General features: G+C 52.0%; 22 protein-coding genes. 10 read left to right on the forward strand and 12 right to left on the reverse strand.

Annotation, left to right across the window (positions count from 1 at the left end; genetic code table 11):
• Window positions 1-29: 29 nt before the first annotated feature.
• Complete coding sequence (locus KNP67_RS07740) at window positions 30-1,055, reverse strand: DUF4097 family beta strand repeat-containing protein (protein WP_214756403.1); 1,026 nt, start codon at window positions 1,053-1,055, stop codon at window positions 30-32.
• Window positions 1,052-1,372 (reverse strand): PadR family transcriptional regulator, encoded by a 321-nt coding sequence (locus KNP67_RS07745; RefSeq protein ID WP_021068067.1) that lies wholly within the window; start codon window positions 1,370-1,372, stop codon window positions 1,052-1,054. The genes KNP67_RS07740 and KNP67_RS07745 overlap by 4 nt, the downstream gene beginning before the upstream one ends.
• A 191-nt stretch (window positions 1,373-1,563) precedes the next feature.
• On the opposite strand from KNP67_RS07745, the gene KNP67_RS07750 reads away from it, so the two are divergent.
• Complete coding sequence (locus KNP67_RS07750) at window positions 1,564-3,519, forward strand: HAMP domain-containing sensor histidine kinase (RefSeq protein WP_029596295.1); 1,956 nt, start codon at window positions 1,564-1,566, stop codon at window positions 3,517-3,519.
• 42 nt (window positions 3,520-3,561) lie between these two features.
• Here KNP67_RS07750 and KNP67_RS07755 read toward each other — a convergent pair whose 3' ends face one another.
• Window positions 3,562-4,359, reverse strand: coding sequence for a glucose 1-dehydrogenase (locus KNP67_RS07755; RefSeq protein ID WP_029596296.1), 798 nt, complete (start codon window positions 4,357-4,359; stop codon window positions 3,562-3,564).
• Window positions 4,360-4,551: 192 nt separating this feature from the next.
• Between KNP67_RS07755 and KNP67_RS07760 the strand changes: the two genes are divergently transcribed.
• Together KNP67_RS07760 and KNP67_RS07765 are read left to right on the forward strand one after the other, a co-directional pair.
• Window positions 4,552-5,874, forward strand: coding sequence for a hemolysin family protein (locus KNP67_RS07760; RefSeq protein ID WP_035385700.1), 1,323 nt, complete (start codon window positions 4,552-4,554; stop codon window positions 5,872-5,874).
• Window positions 5,875-6,066: 192 nt separating this feature from the next.
• Complete coding sequence (locus tag KNP67_RS07765) at window positions 6,067-7,059, forward strand: 5'-3' exonuclease (RefSeq protein WP_021068063.1); 993 nt, start codon at window positions 6,067-6,069, stop codon at window positions 7,057-7,059.
• Between the two features lie 13 nt (window positions 7,060-7,072).
• Here KNP67_RS07765 and KNP67_RS07770 read toward each other — a convergent pair whose 3' ends face one another.
• Window positions 7,073-7,873, reverse strand: a complete 801-nt coding sequence (locus KNP67_RS07770) for a VOC family protein (RefSeq protein WP_214756404.1) — start codon at window positions 7,871-7,873, stop codon at window positions 7,073-7,075.
• A gap of 106 nt (window positions 7,874-7,979) precedes the next feature.
• Here KNP67_RS07770 and KNP67_RS07775 point away from each other — a divergent pair, with 106 nt between their 5' ends.
• The 3 genes from KNP67_RS07775 to KNP67_RS07785 all read left to right on the forward strand — a co-directional run bounded on the left by KNP67_RS07775 (window position 7,980) and on the right by KNP67_RS07785 (window position 9,785).
• Window positions 7,980-8,306: a winged helix-turn-helix transcriptional regulator gene (locus KNP67_RS07775; protein ID WP_214756405.1), complete on the forward strand. Its 327-nt coding sequence runs from the start codon at window positions 7,980-7,982 to the stop codon at window positions 8,304-8,306.
• Between the two features lie 63 nt (window positions 8,307-8,369).
• Window positions 8,370-9,377 carry a S66 family peptidase gene (locus tag KNP67_RS07780; protein WP_214756406.1) on the forward strand — a complete coding sequence of 336 codons (1,008 nt, stop codon included), beginning with the start codon at window positions 8,370-8,372 and terminating at the stop codon, window positions 9,375-9,377.
• Between the two features lie 198 nt (window positions 9,378-9,575).
• Complete coding sequence (locus tag KNP67_RS07785; protein WP_242678974.1) at window positions 9,576-9,785, forward strand: hypothetical protein; 210 nt, start codon at window positions 9,576-9,578, stop codon at window positions 9,783-9,785.
• A 24-nt stretch (window positions 9,786-9,809) separates the two neighbouring features.
• Here the strand turns inward: KNP67_RS07785 and KNP67_RS07790 are convergent, their stop codons facing one another.
• From KNP67_RS07790 to KNP67_RS07805, 4 genes are all read right to left on the reverse strand, one after another.
• A complete protein-coding gene (locus KNP67_RS07790) occupies window positions 9,810-10,106 on the reverse strand; it encodes a DUF3817 domain-containing protein (RefSeq protein WP_029596302.1) in 297 nt (98 codons plus the stop codon).
• Between the two features lie 82 nt (window positions 10,107-10,188).
• Complete coding sequence (locus KNP67_RS07795) at window positions 10,189-10,692, reverse strand: DoxX family protein (RefSeq protein WP_029596303.1); 504 nt, start codon at window positions 10,690-10,692, stop codon at window positions 10,189-10,191.
• 191 nt (window positions 10,693-10,883) lie between these two features.
• The gene (locus KNP67_RS07800) at window positions 10,884-11,297 is read right to left on the reverse strand and encodes a pyridoxamine 5'-phosphate oxidase family protein (protein ID WP_131471649.1); all 414 of its coding nucleotides are present in this window, start codon (window positions 11,295-11,297) and stop codon (window positions 10,884-10,886) included.
• Between the two features lie 126 nt (window positions 11,298-11,423).
• Window positions 11,424-11,624: a cold-shock protein gene (locus KNP67_RS07805; RefSeq protein WP_016507985.1), complete on the reverse strand. Its 201-nt coding sequence runs from the start codon at window positions 11,622-11,624 to the stop codon at window positions 11,424-11,426.
• 267 nt (window positions 11,625-11,891) lie between these two features.
• Here KNP67_RS07805 and KNP67_RS07810 point away from each other — a divergent pair, with 267 nt between their 5' ends.
• On the forward strand, window positions 11,892-13,490 hold the full coding sequence (locus KNP67_RS07810; RefSeq protein ID WP_214756407.1) for a glycoside hydrolase family 55 protein: 1,599 nt from the start codon (window positions 11,892-11,894) through the stop codon (window positions 13,488-13,490).
• Here KNP67_RS07810 and KNP67_RS07815 read toward each other — a convergent pair.
• Entirely contained in the window at window positions 13,454-13,960 is a 507-nt protein-coding gene (locus KNP67_RS07815; protein WP_214709715.1) for a flavodoxin domain-containing protein, read from the reverse strand. The two genes, KNP67_RS07810 and KNP67_RS07815, sit on opposite strands and share 37 nt — an antisense overlap.
• Before the next feature lie 103 nt (window positions 13,961-14,063).
• Window positions 14,064-15,713, reverse strand: coding sequence for a glycoside hydrolase family 13 protein (locus KNP67_RS07820; protein ID WP_131471653.1), 1,650 nt, complete (start codon window positions 15,711-15,713; stop codon window positions 14,064-14,066).
• 114 nt (window positions 15,714-15,827) lie between these two features.
• On the opposite strand from KNP67_RS07820, the gene KNP67_RS07825 reads away from it, so the two are divergent.
• The 3 genes from KNP67_RS07825 to KNP67_RS07835 all read left to right on the forward strand — a co-directional run bounded on the left by KNP67_RS07825 (window position 15,828) and on the right by KNP67_RS07835 (window position 18,946).
• Entirely contained in the window at window positions 15,828-16,607 is a 780-nt protein-coding gene (locus KNP67_RS07825) for a helix-turn-helix domain-containing protein (protein WP_035385701.1), read from the forward strand.
• A gap of 82 nt (window positions 16,608-16,689) precedes the next feature.
• Window positions 16,690-18,030 (forward strand): globin family protein, encoded by a 1,341-nt coding sequence (locus tag KNP67_RS07830; protein WP_214756408.1) that lies wholly within the window; start codon window positions 16,690-16,692, stop codon window positions 18,028-18,030.
• 19 nt (window positions 18,031-18,049) lie between these two features.
• Window positions 18,050-18,946: a class F sortase gene (locus KNP67_RS07835; protein ID WP_214756409.1), complete on the forward strand. Its 897-nt coding sequence runs from the start codon at window positions 18,050-18,052 to the stop codon at window positions 18,944-18,946.
• Window positions 18,947-19,042: 96 nt separating this feature from the next.
• Here the strand turns inward: KNP67_RS07835 and KNP67_RS07840 are convergent, their stop codons facing one another.
• The gene (locus KNP67_RS07840; protein ID WP_021068048.1) at window positions 19,043-19,750 is read right to left on the reverse strand and encodes an ABC transporter ATP-binding protein; all 708 of its coding nucleotides are present in this window, start codon (window positions 19,748-19,750) and stop codon (window positions 19,043-19,045) included.
• Window positions 19,750-21,387 (reverse strand): ABC transporter permease, encoded by a 1,638-nt coding sequence (locus KNP67_RS07845; RefSeq protein WP_214756410.1) that lies wholly within the window; start codon window positions 21,385-21,387, stop codon window positions 19,750-19,752. Before KNP67_RS07845 ends, KNP67_RS07840 begins: the two co-directional genes overlap by 1 nt.
• Window positions 21,388-21,496 lie beyond the last annotated feature (109 nt).

Here is a 21,496-nt window from a genome sequence, read left to right on the forward strand (position 1 = left end):
AATAGCTCACGCGCGAGTCTTTTTCATGCTTATTCGACGGTGATGCTCCCGTTGGAGCTCGTCAGTTTGAGTTCGACCGTCCCGTCCCCGAACGTCCGCTCGTTCGCCCGATCCCCGAACAGTTCGACTTTGCCGTTTCTCGTCTTGGCCCGGATGACGGCGTCACGCGGATCTCGCTTCAAACGCACATCGATGCGTCCGTTGTTCGTTTTCAGACGGACCGGATGCTCGAGCACATTGATGACACAGTCGATGCGTCCGTTCGATGTCTTCGCCTCGACTGCCCCTGTCACGTCATGGATATCGAGACGGCCGTTCGACGACTGAACATCGAGACGATCCACAGTCGAGCCAAGCACTTCCACGCGTCCGTTCGACGATTGCGCGTCAAGGTCCTGCCCTGTCATCGACGTGAGACTGACTTTCCCGTTCGAAGAGCGGAACGAGCCTCGCTTGGCGCTAACAGTATGGCCCGTGATGCTCCCGTTCTCACTCTCAACTTCGACCGATGCGGCCTCGAGATTGCGCACGTCACAGGAGCCGAGACGATTTTTCAAGACGACTTGCTCATACGCATGGCGTGGTAGCTCGACGTGTAACACCGGTGCCTTTGTCACTGCCCAGGCGAACAAGTTCGACAGACCGAACCGGCGCTCTGATTCGATTCGAATCTCCAGGGTGTCCCCAACGATCTCCATCGTCACCCCGTGGTCTCGTTCCGTCTCGAGCGTGGCGTAGGCAAAGCCGTCATGAGACGGCACGACTTGGACGTGCGCTTGCAGGACGTTAATCGAGACGTTGCGAAACGCCACGTTCTGGCTTTTGACAACGGCCGGTTCTTTGCGCACCTCAGACGAGAGCTCGTTTGATTCGAGCAACTCGCTCGCGAGCGCGCTTGGCGCCCCGAGTTCTTCAATCATCGCCGCATCTGTCTTCCCGTCAACCCGTCCGCTCGCAAAGTATTCCGACACATCCCGTAAAATATCGACCCGCTCGATGACGCTCATGCCCATCAGTAACCGTTCGAGTTCCAATAAATACTGTTCTTCTGTCATTTGTCCGTTCCCCCTTCAATCAATTCGTTGACACCGGTCGTGAACGCTTCCCATTCCGCACGTAGTTCTGCCAAGTGAGCTTTCCCCTGCTCTGTGATCGTGTAGTACTTTCGCGGTGGTCCTTCTGCCGACTCCTTTAAGTACGTTGTGAAATACCCGTCCGAGGTGAGTCGCCGCAGGAGCGGATAGACGGCCCCTTCCGAGATGGCGACTTTTGCCGAGATGGCTTGCACGAGCTCGTATCCGTAGCGGTCATGCGTCTCGACGAGCGCGAGCACACACAAATTGAGTACGCCTTTCTTGAACTGAGGATTCATTTCCTCGCCTCCTCTACTATATATTAAACAATAGCTCATCATTCACTATTATTCAATAGATAATAGTTAAATTTCCGCTTATTTCTTGATTGGTGGAAACAACTGGTTTAAATCTGTACAATGAAGGAACGACACTCGTAGGATATTTGTCACAGCAGGAATGTACGCAGTTCCAGGAAGGAACGGTCTTTATGAAAGCATGGATTGACCAGCGGATCGGAAGACAGTTTTTATTCGTCTTCTATTTATTCATCGGACTGATCCTCCTGACCTCACTCGCCGTGTACATGTATACGGAAAACCGAATCGAACAGACGACGTCATCGCTCGAGAACATTAGTGAACGTCGCACGAACGCGACCGAACTATTCGAGACGTGGCAGTCGATGCAATATGAAATGCGTGGCTATGTCATCCTCGGCGACGAGGCGATGCTCGCCCGCGTGAAAGAAAAACAAGACTTAATTGAGATTCAGACCGCATGGTTCGAGACGAACGCGGTCACTGAAAAAGAGAAGACGTATGCCAGCGACGCACGGACGCTATTCTCGGCTTATCAACAACGCGTCATGCCGAGCCTAGAGCGATATGTCATCGCCAAACGCGAAGGGACGGTCACCGAACCGTTTTTGAAAATGCCGACGCTCGGTAAAGTGACACCGCAAGCGGAACCGCCTGCCGACCGCAAATTTAAAATCAACTCAAAAAGTGCAGCTGACATGAGTGCGAGCATCGTCGATATGGAGACGGTGTTCACCGAATACCGCAACTCGTTGAATGAAGAAGAGAATCAGTTGCGAGAACAACTCGCCACTCATACAAAGTGGGCGCAAGTGCTCTGGCTCCTCTCCCTCCTCGCCGTGTTGCTCGTCCTCTTTATCGCTGCTCGTCCTTACGTGAAACGATTAACCGGTCAACTTCAAGAGTTGATCGTCAACAGTGAACGATTGGCGGATGAACGCATCATTCCGATTCCAGCGGCCGTATCTTCACGAAACGAGGTCGGACAATTGACGAACTCATTCCGTCAAATGGCCTCTTCGCTCGCGACACAACGCAACCAAGTCGAGGAAGAACGCGAGAAAACGGCGCGCCTCCTGCACTCGATTCGTGATGCGGTCATTTATGTCGAGCATACGACACATGAGAAGTTCGCCAACCAGGCCCTCTTCATCATGTTCAATCAAGCCGCCACGAAACGGAACGAGATGGACTTGTATCGTTTGGATGCCGATTTAGAAGAACTTGGTTTCCAAGTCGATCAAAAAGACTCGTTCTTCTCATTCATGCGCCGCGCGTTTGATGGCGAGAGCATGGAAGAAAGTGTGACGTTCTCGATGAATCAAGAAGAACGCTTCATTCAGATGTATGCGGAGAAAATCCACTTGCGCGGCACCCGTCACGGCACGATGCTCGTCTTCCGGGACGTGACACAAGAGACCGAGGTCGACCGTTTGAAAACGGAGCTCGTGTCGACCGTGTCGCACGAACTGCGCACACCGCTCACGAGCATCATCGGTTTCACCGAGCTGCTTCGCTATCGGACGATGCCCGCGGAGCGCATCGATCAATATTTAGGGATGATTCACCAAGAGACGCTCCGTCTCGAAGACTTGATTTCCAACTTGCTCGATGTGCAACGGATGGAGTCCGGAAAACAGACGTACCATAGCCGACCCGAGAGCTTGCATACGATTTTAAAAGAAACGATCGCCATCCATCAAGGTGCGAGTGAACATCATCAGCTCGACCTCGAATGTGATACGAATCTATATGTATACGGTGATCGGGATCGCTTGAGTCAACTGTTCACGAACTTGCTCCACAACGCGATCAAATATTCACCAGAAGGCGGAAAAGTCGCCGTCTGTGTCACGAATGACAAGTCCGATGTCATCGAAATTTCGATTCAAGACACCGGCATCGGCATTCCGACGTCGGCGCTGCCGAAACTCTTCGACAAGTTTTATCGCGTCGACAACTCGGCCAGTCGTAAAATCGGTGGCACGGGCCTCGGCCTGGCCATCTGTAAAGAAATTGCCGAAGGACACGGCGGAACGATTCGCGTCGATTCGAGCGTCGGCCACGGCTCGACATTCACCATCATCTTGCCGAAATACGCGGCGGAAGATCAACTAAGCAGTTAATAGACAAAGGGAGACGCCGCTTGACGCGGAGCCTCCCTTTTATCATTGCACTTTATTTTCAGGACCGAATGATGGATAGAGCGACAAGCCTCCGTCCGCGAAAATCGTCGCGCCGGTGACGTATGATGACTCGTCTGAAGCAAGCCATGCCGCAACGGCCGCAATCTGTTCCGGACGACCAATCTCATGAGTCGGGATGAGCGCCTCGAGCCCTTTCTTCTCTTCAGGGTCTTGCATTGTCTCTTCATTGATTGGTGTGTCGATGGCGCCTGGTGCGATGCCATTGACACGAATTTTGTTCGGTGCGTACTCGAGGGCGACCGATTTCGTGAACATCTTCACGCCACCTTTACTCGCCGCATAATGCGTATAGCCTGGACGTGGAATCACTTCGTGCACCGATGACATGTTGATGATGTTCCCTTGAATCTCATGGTCGACAAAGTATTTGAGGGCGGCACGTACACCGAGGAACGTTCCCGTCAAATTCGTGTCGATGATTTTCTTCCAGTTATCGAGCTCCATCTCGTGCGTCTTCGCCTCGACCTGTACGCCGGCATTGTTGACGAAAATGTCCATCTTCCCGAACTCCGATACGGCCGTTTCAATCATCTTCTCGGCGAGACCCTCTTCGGCGACGTCCCCTTTGACCGCGACCGCTTTCCCGCCAGCAGCCTCGATGCCTTCAATGACTTTGTTCATCTCGTCCTCGCTGCTACGATAATTCAAGACGACATGAACCCCTTCCTTCGCATATCGTTCCGCGATGGCGCGCCCGAGTCCTTTCGAACTCCCGGTGATGACCGCGACTTTTCCTTTTAGTTCTGGATAGTTAGCCATATCAATTCCTCCTTCGTCTCTTCTCGATTTGTAGTTCCCTCATTCCCCTCTTGTCGAAACCTTTCCGCCTGTTTTTTGAATATTTTTGGTAAATCCACTATACTGAAACAAACTATTCGTTTTCAGGGATTCTCCTGAACGACATACGACTTAACGTTAATGGAGGTGACTCCCCGATTTTTGGGGGAATTTTTGGACAGTCCCATGTTACTCAGCTTATTGATCGTCGCCTTGCTCATTTTTATGACCGCCTTTTTCGTGGCAGCCGAATTCTCCATCGTCAAAGTGCGTGGGGCCCGACTCGACCAACTCGTGCTCGAGGGGAACCGACGGGCCGCTGTCGCCAAGAAAGTGATTGAGAATCTCGATGACTCGCTATCGGCCTCACAGTTCGGCATCACACTCGCTGCCCTCGGGCTAGGCTGGATTGGCGCGGACCAAATCGAAGGGATGATTCAACCGCTCGTCGACCGCTTGAACGTCTCATCGTCGCTCGCGACCATCCTATCTTTCTTGATTGCCTTCTTGCTGATTGCCTTCTTACACGTCGTCATCGGGGAACTCGTCCCGAAAACGCTTGCTGTGCATGAAGCCGAACGCTTGACGTTACTCGTCGCCCGACCGCTCTATTTCTTCACGAAATTACTGTATCCGTTTATCCATGTGTTGAACGGGACGGCCCGGTTGACGTTGCGCTTGTTCGGCGTGCAGACGACCGCGCAAGAAACGGCGCACTCGGAAGAAGAACTTAAGATCATCATGACCGAGAGCTTCCGCAGCGGAGAAATTAACGAGAATGAGCTCGCCTACGTTCAAAACATCTTCTCCTTCGACGAACGGATCGCCAAGGACGCGATGGTCCCACGAATGAACATGGTGACCATCGACGAAGAAGACTCGATTGAGACGATTATCGCTACCGTCCAAGAACATCAATACACCCGTTATCCGGTCACGCGTGATGGCGACCGCGATGACGTGCTTGGCTTCATCAATGCCAAACAATTATTCACCGCTCAACTCGTCAAAAGCGATGCCCCGTTCGAGACGTTCATTCATCAGCTGCCGCTCGTGACGGAATTCACACCGCTCCAAGAAGCGATGGTGAAAATGCAGAACGCGCGGACGATGATGTGTCTCGTCATCGATGAGTACGGCGGTACGGCCGGTCTTCTCACGATCGAGGACATCCTCGAGGAAATCGTCGGAGAGATTCGTGACGAGTTCGACCGTGACGAACAGGCTGAAATCACCGAGGTCACACCCGGTCATTACCGCTTGTCCGGTCTCGTCTTGACGCAAGAGATTGAAGAACGGTTCGGCATCGAAATCGAAGATGACGTCGATACAATCGGCGGCTTCGTCTTATCGCAAAAAGCGAATGCCCGCACCGGTGAACGGTTCGTCTTACCGGGCGAACATGAACTGATCGTCCGTGAAATCGACAATCACCGCGTCGTTTTCGTCGATTTGATTTTAGCCCATAAAGACGAGATTCAACCTGAACTCGACTGACTCAATGGACCGCCCTCCCCGATTTTTCGGGGAGGGCTTTTCGTGGAGCGGTCGAACTGTCGCTATATTTTCATGTCTTGTCGTGATATACTGCACATATGTTGCTAATTTGAGTGCGTGTCACTCATTGACACAACATCACCGAACAGTTCATCAATGTTCGGTCCAACAACTACAGAAAGAAGGTTACGCATGGAACGTAAACTATTTTTAATTGACGGAAACTCCATGCTGGCCAGTGCCTACTATGGTGCCGCCGCGAGCCGAACGAAAAAAGGACGCGAGGTATCTAAAAACGATCGGAGTGCCGTCATCGGTATGACCGGCCTCATCCGGACGATTCTACGCAGACATCGTCCGACTCATTTCGTCGTCGTGTGGGACGTCTCACGTGAAACATTATGGCGCCGCGAGCTCTATCCAGGCTATAAACGCCGTCGCCGCCAGACACCACCCGAGTTGAAAGCACAAATGGAACTCATGCGCCAATTGCTTGAAGAGAGCGGCATTCCGCAATATCAAGTCGAAGGCTATGAAGGTGAAGATTTGATTGCTCATATCGCTCGGAAGTTCAGCTGTAGCGCCCCTGTCGTCATTATGACGAAAGACAAGGACTTGCTTCAGCTCGTGAGCCCACGCATCACCGTCTGGCTTCAAACGCAAGAGCTGCAACAAATGCAGGCTCGTTGCGACATCAAAGACAATCGCCCACTCCCGCTCAAGCGACATCTCGAGATTCGCCCTGAGGAGATTGCGGCATTGTACGAGGGATTGAAGCCAAAACAGCTCTCAGCAGTCAAAGCATTGACAGGAGACCGTTCAGACGGGATTCCACCTGTGGCCGGATTAGACGAAAGTCAATCGGTCCAGTTAATCAAACGCTTCGGTTCGCTCGATAAGCTCTATACGGCGCTCAGCGTCAAAGGCGACAAACGACAATTGATCAATGAAACGATCGCGGCACTGACGTCAGAAGAAGTGCCCCGTAACTTGAGACGCACACGTAAAAAGGCCGAGCGCAACATGGAGCTCGTCCGTCTCGATGTCACGGTGCCAGAACTTGAACACTTGAAACTCGCTCATCTTGAGCTCAGTATCAATTCAAAACGTGTCGAACAAGCGTATCAAAAGCGCGGCATTCGCCTCTCGTTTGATTCAAGTCAAAAGAAAATTTCAGCACGCTAAAAAAGCGCGGACATTAGTCCACGCTTTTTATATTGACCGTGATGCCGTCGTCATCGGTAAGCGACCACTCCGATGTCGTCCCGCCGAGTTCGCGATTCGTGGCCGTATCGACCAAGAGCGTCCACGCCTCCAGACCGGCCTCTTGTCCCATCGGCTGGCTTGGTCGGGCCCAGACGTTCGCGCCGATGTGGTGATGATACCCGTCGGCCGCTAAAAATAAGGCGCCCGGATACGAATCGGTCGTCACCTTGAAACCGAGACGATTTTGATAGAATAATTTTGCCGCTTCTAGGGAACGTACTTTGAAGTGGACATGCCCCATCGTCGTCCCGTTCGGAAGACCCGTGAACGGACGGTCGGCCGCCGCCTCGAGCATCGATTCATATTCAACTGGGTCCGTCGACATCTTCACATGACCGTTCGCTTCATATTCCCACTGCTCGCGGGGACGATCGGCGTAGAGCTCGATGCCGTTACCTTCCGGGTCGCTCAAATAGAACGCCTCACTGACCAAATGATCGCCTTGTCCGACTTCAATCCGTTGTTCAATCAAATGACGAAGGATCCGTCCGAGTTCGACACGGTTTGGCAATAGAATCGCCATATGGAACAAGCCAGCTGTTCGTGGATTCGGACGCACGCCGCTCACTTCATGTAAGACGACGAGCGCCACCTCACTCGTTCCGAGCGTGACACGATTCTCGGTCGTCTCGAGTACATCCATTCCGATGACGCGCTCATAATATGTTTTCATCGTTTCTAAATCGTTGACGCGCAATGTGACGGCGCCGAGTTTAATGTTTGTTAAGTTCATCCTTGATCACCTCTTTCTCAGTATACCCGCTAAGTAGAATCGACAGAAGACGGCACAAAAAGGTGGTATAGTTACCTCAAGGATACTGTAGAGAGGAGTGAGACTGATGCCATTGATTTCAAGTTGCGAAGTCGATACCGCGCTCGAGCTGATCACGGGGAAATGGAAACCGTCGATTTTACTCGCGCTCATTAATGGGGACACGTTACGGTTCAGCGAATTGAAACGCTCGCTCCCAAATATCAGTCAAAAGATTTTGACGGCACAGCTTCGCGATTTAGAGGAGCACGACATCATCATCCGCACCGTCTATCCCGAAGTTCCGCCTCGTGTGGACTATCGCTTGAGCGAGTATGGGAAGACGTTGATTCCGGTGCTCGAGACGATGAACGCTTGGGGCATCCAACACGCAGAACGTATGCGTCAAAAATAATTGTCCACATGTGGATAACCCGTTCCCGCATTCCCATCTATCACTTATCCACAGGAGGCTCACATGATTCGTTATCCACAATTGACCGGACATCACTTCGGTGTGACGGCCCCTTCGTCTGGCGTTCCCGCTGAATTACATGGACTGCTCCATGAGGCCGAGGCGACATTCACCCGCCATGGGTTCACGCTCCAATTCGAGTCATCGGTCTGGACGCAAGACAAGGCGAAATCGGCACCGGCAAAAGTCCGGGCCGATGAATTGACGCGGTTGTTCCACGATGATGGGATCGATTTGATTATCCCGCCATGGGGCGGCGTCCTCTTGATTGAGTTGCTAGACGCTATCGACTGGGACGCGCTCCCACCGAAATGGATGCTCGGCTATTCTGACGTCAGCTTATTCCTATTCGTGTACACGCTCAAGACCGGTATCGCTTCGGCCCACGGGACGAACCTTGTCGACCTACGCGGCGAAGAATGGGACGCGACAAGCTCGCGTTGGCTCGACGTCGTATCAGCAAAAGAAGGCGAGACGGTCATCCAGCTCGCCTCGGAACAGTTCCAAAAAGAGTGGCAGCATGAGAACCCAAGCCCGCACGTCTATCATTTGACCGAACCGACGGAGTGGAAATCACTCGGCGGGACAGAGGCGACCGGACGATTGCTCGGCGGCTGTATCGACGTCTTGTTGCATACCATCGGCACACCGTATGGAGATGTCGCCACGTTCCACCAGACCCATTTGGACGGGGAGCCGATTCTTTGGTATTTCGAGAACGCCGAGCTCGATGTTACGGCACTCAAACGGACCCTGCTTCAAATGAAGTGGGCCGGTTGGTTTGATCATACGTCTGGCATTTTGTTCGGGCGCAGTGCGGCCCAACAGCCCGTCCAAGGCTACACGGCAGAAGACGTGTATACGGAACTGCAGGAATTGCTCGACGTACCTGTCATTTACGATATCGATTGCGGGCACGTCCCGCCGCAAATGACACTCATCAACGGTGCCCACGCCTCGATTCAAGTCGAGGACGGCAAAGGGACACTCATTCAAACGTTCAAGGGCTGACGCGTCAGCCCTTGATTTTTTGTAATAGTTCGGTCAAATGCGTCCGGTAGAATCCTTCTGGGAGCTTTTCGACGGCTTCACGTATAAACGGGATTAACTTCTCCCCACATCCGTTTAAGCGGATTCTTCATCATCCGCATCAATATCCCCATTCAGCTCTATTTACAGACGAACACGGAACCAGGTTATCTCGGTCGCGTGATCGGTGTTCTCGAATCCCTCGCCATGGGCATCACACCGTTCGGATTCATCGTGTTTGGCCTATTGAGCGAATGGATGCCGGTCGCTTCACTCTATACGATTTGTATGCTCTGCCTGCTCACCATCACGTTGTTCGCGATGTATCGGATCCGTCACGACATCTCTGCCGAAAAAGCAAATGTGTCAGCGAAAGCAGAAAGTGCGTGAACACAAAAAGACATCGAACGTTTTTCAGTTCGATGTCTTTTCTGTTGATGGAAGGACGCGTTTCTCTAACAAGAACGGTCCGAGTGGGATGACCGACGCCATGACGGCGAGGACCAACACTTTGAAGCCCCAGTTGAAACGCCATGCCATATAGACGGCTGCCGCCACGTAAGCGACGAACAGGAAACCATGGGCCGCGCCGACGATACTGACAGCGAGCGGCATGCCCGCCAAATACTTGAGCGGCATCGCGATGAGCAACAAGAGTAAGAAAGACACTCCTTCTGTGTATCCGAGCCATTTAAAATGTGTCGCGTTCATATTCGTTCTCCTTTTCAATCGATGCTACGTTCATCGTAGCCGAAAGTGGTGAGGTTTGTCACAGGAGAACGTCATAAAGTCGTTACGCTATTTGACGATTTGGTGAACGATGCATGACTTTTGTTTCCACGAACTTGCGAAGGAACAATCCATCGACGCCAAGTTTACCAGCATTGTAGCCTGCGACGAGAATGAGGACTGAGACGATTAACATCGTCGGGTTCGTGCTGACCGTACCTGAGAGCAAGAACGCCATGTTCATGACGAGACCGAAGAAGGCTGCGCTACGTGTGAGGGCACCCACTAAGAGTCCAAGACCGACTAGGAATTCACCGTATGGGATCAACACATCGAACAAGGCTGCGTTCGGGATGGCGAAGTTTTCAAGGAATGCTGCCCACCAACCGGCAACGGCTGGGTGATCACCCGTGGCGAGAGAAGCTGCGTTTTGAAGATATCCTTCTGAACCAAATCCGCCTGTGATTTTGCCCCAACCTGCTGTGAGCCAGTGATAGCCGAGCCAGACGCGAAGGACTGTCAAAATACCGGTGGCGACGTTGTGGTTCTGCCAAAATTTTGTGAACATGATAATTCCTCCTTAGAATGAGTGAATGATGACTTATATGTGATTACATTCACAATATACCATCCATGTTCATCTTTTCACATAGGTTAGGACAAAAGTTCACGTTTCGTTCATATGTGTGTCACAGGTCAGTCACTTTTTGGAAATTGGTCAATTACAAAAGACGCCCACTCGGGACGTCTTTGTTTGAATTACAGGTTCACTTCTTGAGGCGGCTGTCCTTTTTTATTCATCACGCGCATCGATTGCGGCGAGATTTTTAAGATGACGAGTTTTGGATCATCCGGACCGTCGAACCAACCTTCGAGTTTCTCGTTCCATACCTTTTCTTTCATCGATTCATCGTCAGATACACTCGTCTCGCCTAAAATCTCGAGGTACGTATCCCCGACGCCGTCCCCGTCATAGCCAATCAAAATATGCGTATACGGATTATTTTTCAGTTCATCCACTTTATCCGTTTCTTTCGAAGTTGCGGTGTAGAGCGTCAAGTCATCATGGAAAAATGTCATATAACGGCTGTGCGGCTTCCCTTTATAAACCGTTGCCATTGTCCCTACGTTACTATGATCTAAAATCTGTTTTGCCGTTTGCATTGCATCCATTCTGAAAAACCTCCTTGTGGTAGTCACTCGTATATTGATTCCCCCGGGGCAAGTGATTAAACACGCGGACAACAAAAAACCTGCTCGCCGAAGCGAGCAGGTTATAAAATTCCTTAGAAAGGAAGATTAGATTTTTTCAACGTTAGAAGCTTGTGGTCCACGAGCTCCGTCAGTGATTTCGAAAGTTACTGCTTGGCCTTCTTCAAGTGTCTTGAAGCCGTCGCCTTGGATTGCTGAGAAGTGTACGAATACGTCGTCTCCGCCTTCCATTTCGATGAAGCCGTAACCTTTTTCTGAGTTAAACCATTTTACTTTACCTGTGTTCATAATGAACCCTCCTGAAATAAACGCTGTGCGTTCTAGTAGTGCCTTACTAGAAAAAACTGACCAATAAAAAATCACAAACCTCTAGGATTATCTTAAACGAAAAATAATCCAAAGCGTTTTGTGAATTATGTTTCCAGCTATTCTTAATTAAGCACATATAGAATATATCATGGATAAATGCTTCTGTCTACTAAATACTTCGGTTTGCTAAAAATACTTCTAAAACGGGTACATCCAATTGTAGTGAACGCTAGGAGGATGAACCATATGACAGCATACATTGACCGTTCGAACATTGCCGCCACGATCGCCCAGCATTCGAATTGGGCACTTGATAAGTTACTGACGGAAACACTCGATTGGCATGAGGCGACTCGACGTACGGCCTATCCCGATCAAGCAAAAACTTATCTCTCCCATTTGCCAATGACGGAGCGTATCGTTCCAGTGACGAGTTCGTTGCCGCTTGAAATAGTAGAAGGAATCGTCCGCCCGGTGTGGATGCGCCGGCTCGACGCCGAGCACTTGAACTTGAGACAAATGACGCGTCAGCACGTCGACGTCACCGATTATGGCGCCATCGGGGATGGGCAGACGGATTGCACGCTCGCTTTTCGGCTCGCCCTCAGGTCGAGCCGCCACGTCCACGTGCCGGCCGGCGTATATATCGTCCGCGGCATCCGTATCCCGTCGAACTGCGTGCTCGAAGGGGCCGGCCAGCAGGAAACGATCATCAAGCTCTCAGACCGGGCACCGAAACATCGACGATTACTTCGAAATGCGACTCCCTTCGCCGGCAACCACCATATCGAAGTCGCACATTTGACGCTCGACTGGAACGTGGAGCGCCTCGGTGACGTCGACCGGACGTCGAGTGGCGATACCGCTTCGAGCGCGTTGACGTTCGCACACGTCAAATTCGGTTGGATCCATCACGTCACGGCGAAAAACGCGGGACTGCATGCCTTTGATATCACTGCACCCCACTATCATTACTTGGGAGACGGATTACGCGCCAAAAAAGGCAGCCGCTACGTGTGGCTCGATCATTGCGAGGCGACGAATTATGGCGACGATGGCATCACGACCCACCATAGTGACGCCATCTATATCACGAACTGCTATTGTCATCATCCACACGGACGCACCCATGCCCATGGATTCTCGAACTCGAACGGAATCGAGATTGATGACGGGTCACGCCATGTCACACTCGTCAACAATATGAGCGAGGGTTGCTTCGGGGGCGTCGAAGTGAAGGCGCACGGGACGTCTTCAGCCGCTCACGACGTCCACATATTCGGACACTTCTCATATCACGATAATCGCTCGTTCAACTTCCGGCACATCAGCCACCACTTGGCTGATGATCCGCAGTCGAAGACGGCACGCTTCCTTTCAGGGACGAACCTCGTCTCGATGGAGCCGGTCCGTTCGAGTCTTTATAAGAAGTCTTCTGCGCGTAGCCTCGTCATATCAGCGTATCAAGACGTGTTCATTCACGGGTTCACGGCGATTGGGAATCCTGAATATGACTATCGTGGAAATCCGGCGCTCGCCGTTCAATACAAGTCTCGGAACGTCCGCTTGAAACGGATTGCGGCGAGCGGGTTTACTTCGGGACGGGCCGACATCGAACTGTTCGGCGGCGATAACCGGACCGATCACGTCACGATCGAGGACGTCATTTGCCGTAACTCGGCCCCGGTCGCGTTGAAAGTCGGCGGGCAATTGACGAACGTCATGCTCCGTCGGATTGAAGGCGAACAAAAAAGTGGAGATGTACTCATCTCCACGAGTAGCCCGATCGAGGCCCATGATTTATTCGCTTATGGGTTTTCCGATCGCGTACGCAATGACGCTTGAGCCGACTCGACGAGTTCATCGAGCATCGCCTCATCTAAATTGAGTGAACTCACCGTCTGTTTCGCCATCATGCGGACGATGGCTTTGTCGAGAAAGCCCATTCGTTCGAAATCATAGCCGTTGCCGACGACTTCGACGAAATAAGCATGTGCCCGCAACACTTCTCGATAAGCATCCTCGAGTTCTCGTTGCCGTTCGGCCGCAGTCGGCGTACCGGCACATAAATAGAGGCCGAGCGGTCGTTTGAGCAGTTGGGTTTCGTTCCTGTGCAGCCAAGCCGTCATCTCGTCTTGAATTTTGCCCATCCGGATCGAGCTGCCGACAATCACATGATCGACCGTCTCCCACTCGACATCCGGCTGCTCGACTACATTTTGGATGTGAACGTCTCCTGGAAGCCGCTCCGCCAACAAATGAGCAACTTTCTCACTCGTCCCGTAGCGGGTCGAATAAGCAATTAACGTATTCATCGTGTTTCCCCCTTTCGGTCAGACTCTACTATCCCTATTCCCGAAACGGGTCATCTTTACTAACGACACAACAAAAACTCGCCAAGGAGGCGAGTTTTTTTCGTCACACTTTATACACTTGCGCTTCGTACGGACGAAGCGTGAACGGCTCGATTGGTTCCATGTTGCCGATGACGCGTTCTGTCACGTCATACGGCAGCTCCCGCGTCACCGTCTCAGCTGAGAAGTTGCAGAGCACGAGCCACGTCTCGCCTTCGAACGTACGTGTGAAGGCGTATACCGCTTCATCGTCCGGCAGCAACAACTCATACTTCCCGTAAACGACAATCGGATGTTGTTTCCGGAGCTGAATCAATTGGCGATAGTAATGGAAGAGCGAGTCCGGATCGCGTCGTGCCGCTTCCGCGTTCACGGTCACATAGTTCGGGTTGACCCCGATCCAAGGCGTGCCGGACGTGAATCCGCCTTGCGCCTCGGCCGACCACTGGACCGGCGTCCGTGAGTTGTCGCGCCCACGTGCGTGAATGCCGCGGAAAATCTCATCATGCGTCAACAGTCCGTTCGTCGTGTAATCCCGATACGCGTTGAGCGTCTCGATATCGCGGTACTCATCGATCGAGTCGAACGCCACGTTCGTCATCCCGAACTCTTCACCTTGATAGATGTAAGGCGTCCCTTTCAACATGTGCAGGAGCGTCGCCAGCATCTTACCGGAGACGACACGGTATTCGTCCGAGTCGTTCCCGAACCGTGAGATGGCTCGCGGTTGATCATGGTTGCTCCAATAGAGACTGTTCCAGCCATCTTCCTCAAGACCTTCCTGCCAACGCGAGAAGATTGTCTTCAAATCCGTCAACTTCCAGTCCGTCGGGTTCCATTTGCCGAAACTGCCGTTGCCGACGTCGACGTGTTCGAAATGGAACACCATGTTCAACTCATCACGGTCTGTTCCCGTATATAGCTTCGCCTCATCGACGCTGACGCCAGGCATCTCACCGACCGTGATCGTATCGTATTTCGACAAGACCTCACGATTCATCTCCTGCATGAACTCATGGATGCGCGGTCCGTTGAAGAAGAACGGTGTGCCGTCCCCATAACCTGTCCCACGCGTCTCCCCGTCTGGATAGCTCGGATCTTTCGAGATCATGTTGATGACGTCCATCCGGAAACCATCGACCCCTTTATCGAGCCAGTACGTCATCAAATCGTATACTTCACGGCGCAACGTCTCTGACTCCCAGTTCAAGTCTGGTTGCTTTTTGCTGAACAGGTGCAAGTAGTATTCGTCGCTTGCCTCATCGTATTGCCACGCACTCCCTCCGAAGAAAGCACCCCAGTTCGTCGGTGGCTGACCGTTCTCGCCTTTTTTCCAAATGTAGTAGTCTCGGTACGGGCTGTCTTTTGAGGATCGCGATTCCATGAACCATTGGTGTTCGTCCGACGAATGGTTGACGACGAGGTCCATCATGATTTTGATGCCGTGACGATGCGCTTCTTCGAGCATCGCATCGAAATCGTCCATCGTTCCGAACTCATCCATGATGGCCCGGTAATCGCGGATGTCGTATCCGTTGTCGTCGTTCGGTGAATCGTACACCGGCGATAGCCAGATGACATCGATGCCGAGTTCCGCCAAATACGACATCTTCTCAGTGATTCCAGGGATGTCCCCAATCCCGTCACCGTTCGAGTCATTAAAGCTACGCGGGTAAATTTGATAGACGACCGCTTCTTTCCACCATTGTTTCATGTTTCATCCTCCTCATACGTTCTGTCGATTTCATCGTACCCGCTCGTCGCCTTGATTTCTATCCATGATATGATGAAAATATGCACGATTTTGCTATTAAGAAAGGATGATTCGATGGAAATTGGCTTTTGTGGCTATTCGTATCATACAACGACCTATACTTTTCCTTTTCCCAATCGGTTGGAGACGTATTTGATTCGCTTGCAAACAGAAGGCACGGCGCGCATCGTCGTCAATGGGAAGACGTATACGGCACGGCCTGGCGACCTGTTGCTCGTTAAACCTGGTGACGCGTACGAACTGCATGTCGATACCCCGGCAAGCGGGGATTATCATCTTTTCTGTGACGGTCTGACCCTCGATGCATGGTGGGTGGCGGTCGATCGTTCCCGCATCACGTCCATCTCGATCGACCCTCGCTTGTTGTCACTCTGGCAGCATATCACCGAAGAGGCGCGACGCCCGACGACTGAACAAAGTCCGGACTTGATTGAAACACTGATTGAAGCCTTGCTCCTCATGCTCGACCGTTCAGTCCAAGAAGTGCAAGCAAACGTGCGACCACCTGTCGTGTCACGCATGATGCGTTATATAGAAGGAAACGTTACAAGCGACTTCAAAGTGGCGGACGTCGCCGACGCGGTCGGGCTCAGTGTATCGCGGACCGTCCACTTATTTAAAGAAGTGACCGGTATGACGATTGTCGCCTATGCTCAATCGATTCGACTCCAGCTCGCCGAAGAACAGATGCAGTATACCCAACACTCTCTCGAACGGATTGCCGAGCTGTCCGGATTCCGCTCCTATCCATATTTTCATCGTATCTTTAAACGAAAATATGGCGTCGCACCAGGGGTTTATCGCACACTTCAACAAAAAAACGAAAAAAAATAAAAAAAGAGTGATCCATTTTTTGAACCGCTCCGTTAGATGGGTGTAAACAACGACAACCACTCAAAAAAAGGAGCGATTACCCATGAAGAAGAAAACAATGAACAAGATTGTAGCACCGGCACTCGCACTCGGCTTACTCGTACCATTGAATGCACAGGCAGCGGATCACGCACCGACAGCAAGCACACCAGCAGGTGACTTACGAGCCACGCTCGACCAATTACTGTCTGAGCATTACGTCTTAGCCGTCACATCGATGATGAAAGCATATGATGGAGCACCAGACGCTGAAGTCGCGATGAAGGCACTCGATCAAAACGCACTCGACATGACACCGGCCATCGCTTCAATTTATGGAGATGAGGGCGCAGCCCAGTTCGAAGACATCTTCGCTGGTCACAACGACTACTCAGCTGACTTCGTTGAAGCGGCTAAATCAGAAGACAAAGAGCTTCGTGCTGACGCTGAAGCTGAGGTCGACGAATTCGTCGAAGAGTTCTCAACATTCCTTGATGCAGCAACAGAAGGTAACTTACCGAAAGACGCTGCTGCTGACGTACTTGAGCTTCACGAAGACCAAGTTCTCTCAGTATTCGACAACTATGTCGCAGGTGACTACGAGTCGGCATACATGACGTACCGTGAAGGGTACAAGCTCATGTTCGACATCAGTAAAGCCCTCTCAGGCGCAATCGTCACACAGATGCCTGACAAATTTGAAACTGCTGCTGACACACCAGCCGTCGAGCTTCGTTCAACATTGAACAGCCTTGCTGGTGAACACTTCGCACTCGCAGCAATCGGCATGCAAAAAGGCTACGATCAAGCAGAAGACTTCGACTACGTGAGCTGGGCTGAAGATCAGAACACACTCGATTTCAAAGCAGCCATCGGTTCAGTCTACGGTGATGAAGGTGCGGCCCAATTCGAAAAAGTATGGAACGGGAACCACATCACAGCCCAAGGTGACATCGTTGCCGCTACACTCGAAGGCGATGAAGCTAAAATTGAAGAAGCACGCATGAAGCTCGACCAGTTCGCTGTCGATTTCAGCACATTCCTCGATGCAGCGACAGAAGGTAACTTGCCACAAGAAGCTGGCCAAGAAGCCATCAAACAACATGAGGCCCTCGTGCTTCAAACGTTCGATCAGTATGTAGCTGGTGACGCGGATGCCGCTTGGATGTCATTCCGTGAAGGATACGCGTTCATGTTCGGTGTTGGTGAGACACTCGGTAACGCGATCGTGACACAAATGCCTGACAAGTTCGCTGAAACAACAATGCCTGAAGAGATGCCTGAAACAGGTCTCGGTGGTGCACAAGAACAATCAATGAACACGCTCTACGCTGGCCTTGCTGTACTTGGCGGAATCTTGCTCGCCTTTGTAACGCTTCGTAACCGTAAACAATCTGTTCAATAATCAATAAGGAGGGAGCCCCATGAACAAGCGCCATTTGTTTCTGGCGCTCTCTCTCTTTTGTTTTGGCTTCTGGACGTGGACGAGCGCCCAAGAATCGTCGTCACCACCTGTAGAAGAAAAACAAATAGAGGAGAGCCCAGATTTATCGGCTGAATTCTCACTTCTACAGGAAGAGGTGAAGAAGCTCCGATTAGCCGAGGAAGAGGAAAGTGCCAAGGCCGCGACACCCGTCCAACTTCAAATCCCAACCGTTGACGTCGACACCGCGATTGAACAAGTCGGTGTGCTCGACAATGGACAGATGGGCGTCCCAAAAGACGAGAACCAAGTCGGTTGGTTCGAACCGGGCGTCAAACCCGGCAGTAAAGGCAACGCCGTCATCGCCGGACACGTCGACAGCAAGACCGGCCCCGCCGTCTTCTATGAACTCGATCAGCTGAAGACAGGCGATGCCGTGACGATTATCGACGAGACCGGTAACACGTTGCGGTTTCGTGTCACAAAGACAGAGAGTTATGACACGAGCAACGCCCCGATCGAAGCAATTTTCGGTGCTACGTCGAGTCGGCATTTGAACTTGATCACGTGTTCCGGCACCTTCGGAGACGGCGGCTATGACCAACGTTTCGTCGTCTACACCGAACTCGTCGATAGCGAGATCAAGTCGACAGTCGAACTCGACGCACCGACGAGCGTCGAACTCCGCGGGAACTTATTGACGTGGCACGCCGTCCGTGACGACGCCGTCATCGGCTATCGCGTCTACGAAATGGTCGACGGTGAAGCGACACATATCGAAAGTATCCCGTCGCACGCCCGGAAGAGCATCGAAGTCACGAACGAGCAGGCAGCGTATTACGTGACAGCGATCGATCAACTCGGGAACGAGTCGAGTCCTTCCGCACAGACGAAGTGATGATCGAAGCACCCACAGACCGCCATCTGTGGGTGCTTTTTATCAACTTGCAACTTCAAGCAAAAAAGCATCCCTCGATGAGGAATGCTTTTTCGTTTAGACGAAACACGGAATCTGCGGGTTGAACGTCTTATTGTTCTCCGTCATGATCTGTTTTTTGATTTTGCCTTCGCCGAGATAGACGATACGGTCAGCGAGCGCCTCCGCGTCCTCTTCATCGTGGGTAACGAAGATCGTCGTCGTCCCCGTCTGTTTGAGGAGGCGGCGCAAATCGTCCCGAATGCGATGTTGGAGCGACGTGTCCAAGTTGCTGAACGGCTCATCTAAAATGAGGAGCGATGGTTTCGGTGCGAGCGCACGCGCGAGCGCGACACGCTGTTGCTGACCACCACTGAGCTCATACGGATAGCGGTGACGGAACTCGGACAGGTTTACGAGCGTCAGCATCTCTTCGACACGCTCGTTCCGCTCTTTCCGGCTCAATTTATGCAGACCGAAGCGGATGTTCTTCTCAACGGTCATATGCGGGAAGAGCGCATAGTCTTGGAACACCATCCCGACACCACGCTGTTCAGGCGGCATGAACTGGCAATCGTCGCAACAGACACAGTCGTTAACGACGACGACGCCTTGATTCGGCATCTCAAGCCCTGCGATGAGGCGTAAAATCGTACTCTTCCCAGAACCGCTGTCACCGAGAAGCGAGACGATTTCACCTTTCGTGATCGAGATTGAGAATCCTTTAATCGTCTCGGCTTGCGCACCTTTATAGCTGAAGTGTAAATCGTTGATTTGAACAAACATTAGTCGGCCTCCTTATCAAGCACCTTATGGAACACAAAGATCAACAGTCCGCTCATGAGCACGATGACGATTGAGGCGAGCGCTGCCTCATGTATCTTCTCGTCACTGACATATTTGAACGCCTGTGTGGCGAGCGTCGAAAAATTGAATGGCTGTAAAAACAGCGTCAGCGGCAATTCTTTCATAATATCGATAAAGACGAGGATGAACGCGCTCATGATCGCCCCTTTAATCATCGGGATATCGACCCGGAAGAACGTCTGTACCGTCCCCCACCCGAGCATGCGTGACGCTTCCGTGAACGACTTCCCGACTTTCTCAAATCCACTCTCGATCGAGTTATAGCCGATGGCGAGGAAGCGGATGACGTAGGCGAAGATGAGCATGATGAGTGTCGTTCTGAATACGAACGTCTGGCCTAAGTCCAAAGCGAGCGCCACGTTCAACACCCACTCATCAAGCAGCAAGAACAACGTGATGACGGCGATGGCGATGGCCGCTCCCGGGATCGAATAACCGAGCGTCGTCACTTTCGAGATGACGCGTGTCATATTCGACGGGAACAGGCGCGTGTAGTTCGCGATGATGAGCGCGAACACGAGAATGATCACGGTCGCAATGAACGCCACGCTCACCGTGTTCCAGACGAGGCGGAAAAACTCGGCCGTGAACACTTGCTCGAACGTCAATACCGTCCAAGCGACGAGTTGTACGAACGGGATGAGAAACGCGACGGCGAAGATGGTCGCCACATAGCCGAACACGGCGTAGCGGTGCCACCCGGTCAATTGTCTCGGTTTAAGCGGCTTCACTTTTGTCGTCGCATAGCTGAACTGCTTCCGCCCCCGGACGAGCCGTTCCATCGTCAAGATGGCGATAACAAGAATCATGAGCGTCCCGGCGAGTTTGAGCGCCGAGGACGTATCTTTCATCCCGAACCATGTACTGAAGATGGCCGTGCTGAACGTCTGAATCCCGAAGTATTTGACGACCCCATAGTCGTTCAATACTTCCATCAAGACGAGGCTGACCCCGCCGATGATGGCGACGCGCGAGATCGGGATGACGACAGTGAAGAAGATGTCCCATGAGCCGCGGCCGAGGATGCGGGCGTTCTCAATCATCGAGGACGATTGATTGTGCAGGAAGGCCCGCGTGATCGTATAAATGTATGGATACAAGAACAGCGTGAAGATGAACACCGTCCCTTGAATCGTCATGATGTTGAAGTACGTCTGGTCGACGGTGATACCGAACTCATTGCGCAGCGTCGTCTGGATGACGCCCGTATAGTTCAAGATTCCATGATACGTGTATCCACCGATATAAGGTGGGATGGCGAGCGGTAAGATGAGCGCCCATTTGAAGAACCGACGGAACGGAAAATCATAGACGGTGACGAACCAAGACAAGCTCGTCCCGATGATGGTCGTCAACAATCCGGTCGCGAGCATGATGAACAGCGTATTGCGCACATAAGTCGGTAACAAGTACTCGCGGATGTGTTGCCAGTTGTCGTTGACCGGTGCGAACAGTTCGACCAAGACGACGACGCCTGGCAGGACGATGAACACCAGCGCGATAAAGCTGAGGATGGCCCATCCATTCAGTTGTCGTTTCAGCGCGTACCAGTTCATGTCGTACAACTCCCGTTCTTTCGTTCAGTCACTTCCTGTCCCATCATATCAGGTTCAACGCTCTCGTTGTACCGCTAGCTTGTCGAGAAACGCAAAAATCTTCGGCCTG

This window comes from Exiguobacterium sp. s157, assembly GCF_018618205.1.
Lineage (GTDB): Bacteria > Bacillota > Bacilli > Exiguobacteriales > Exiguobacteriaceae > Exiguobacterium > Exiguobacterium chiriqhucha.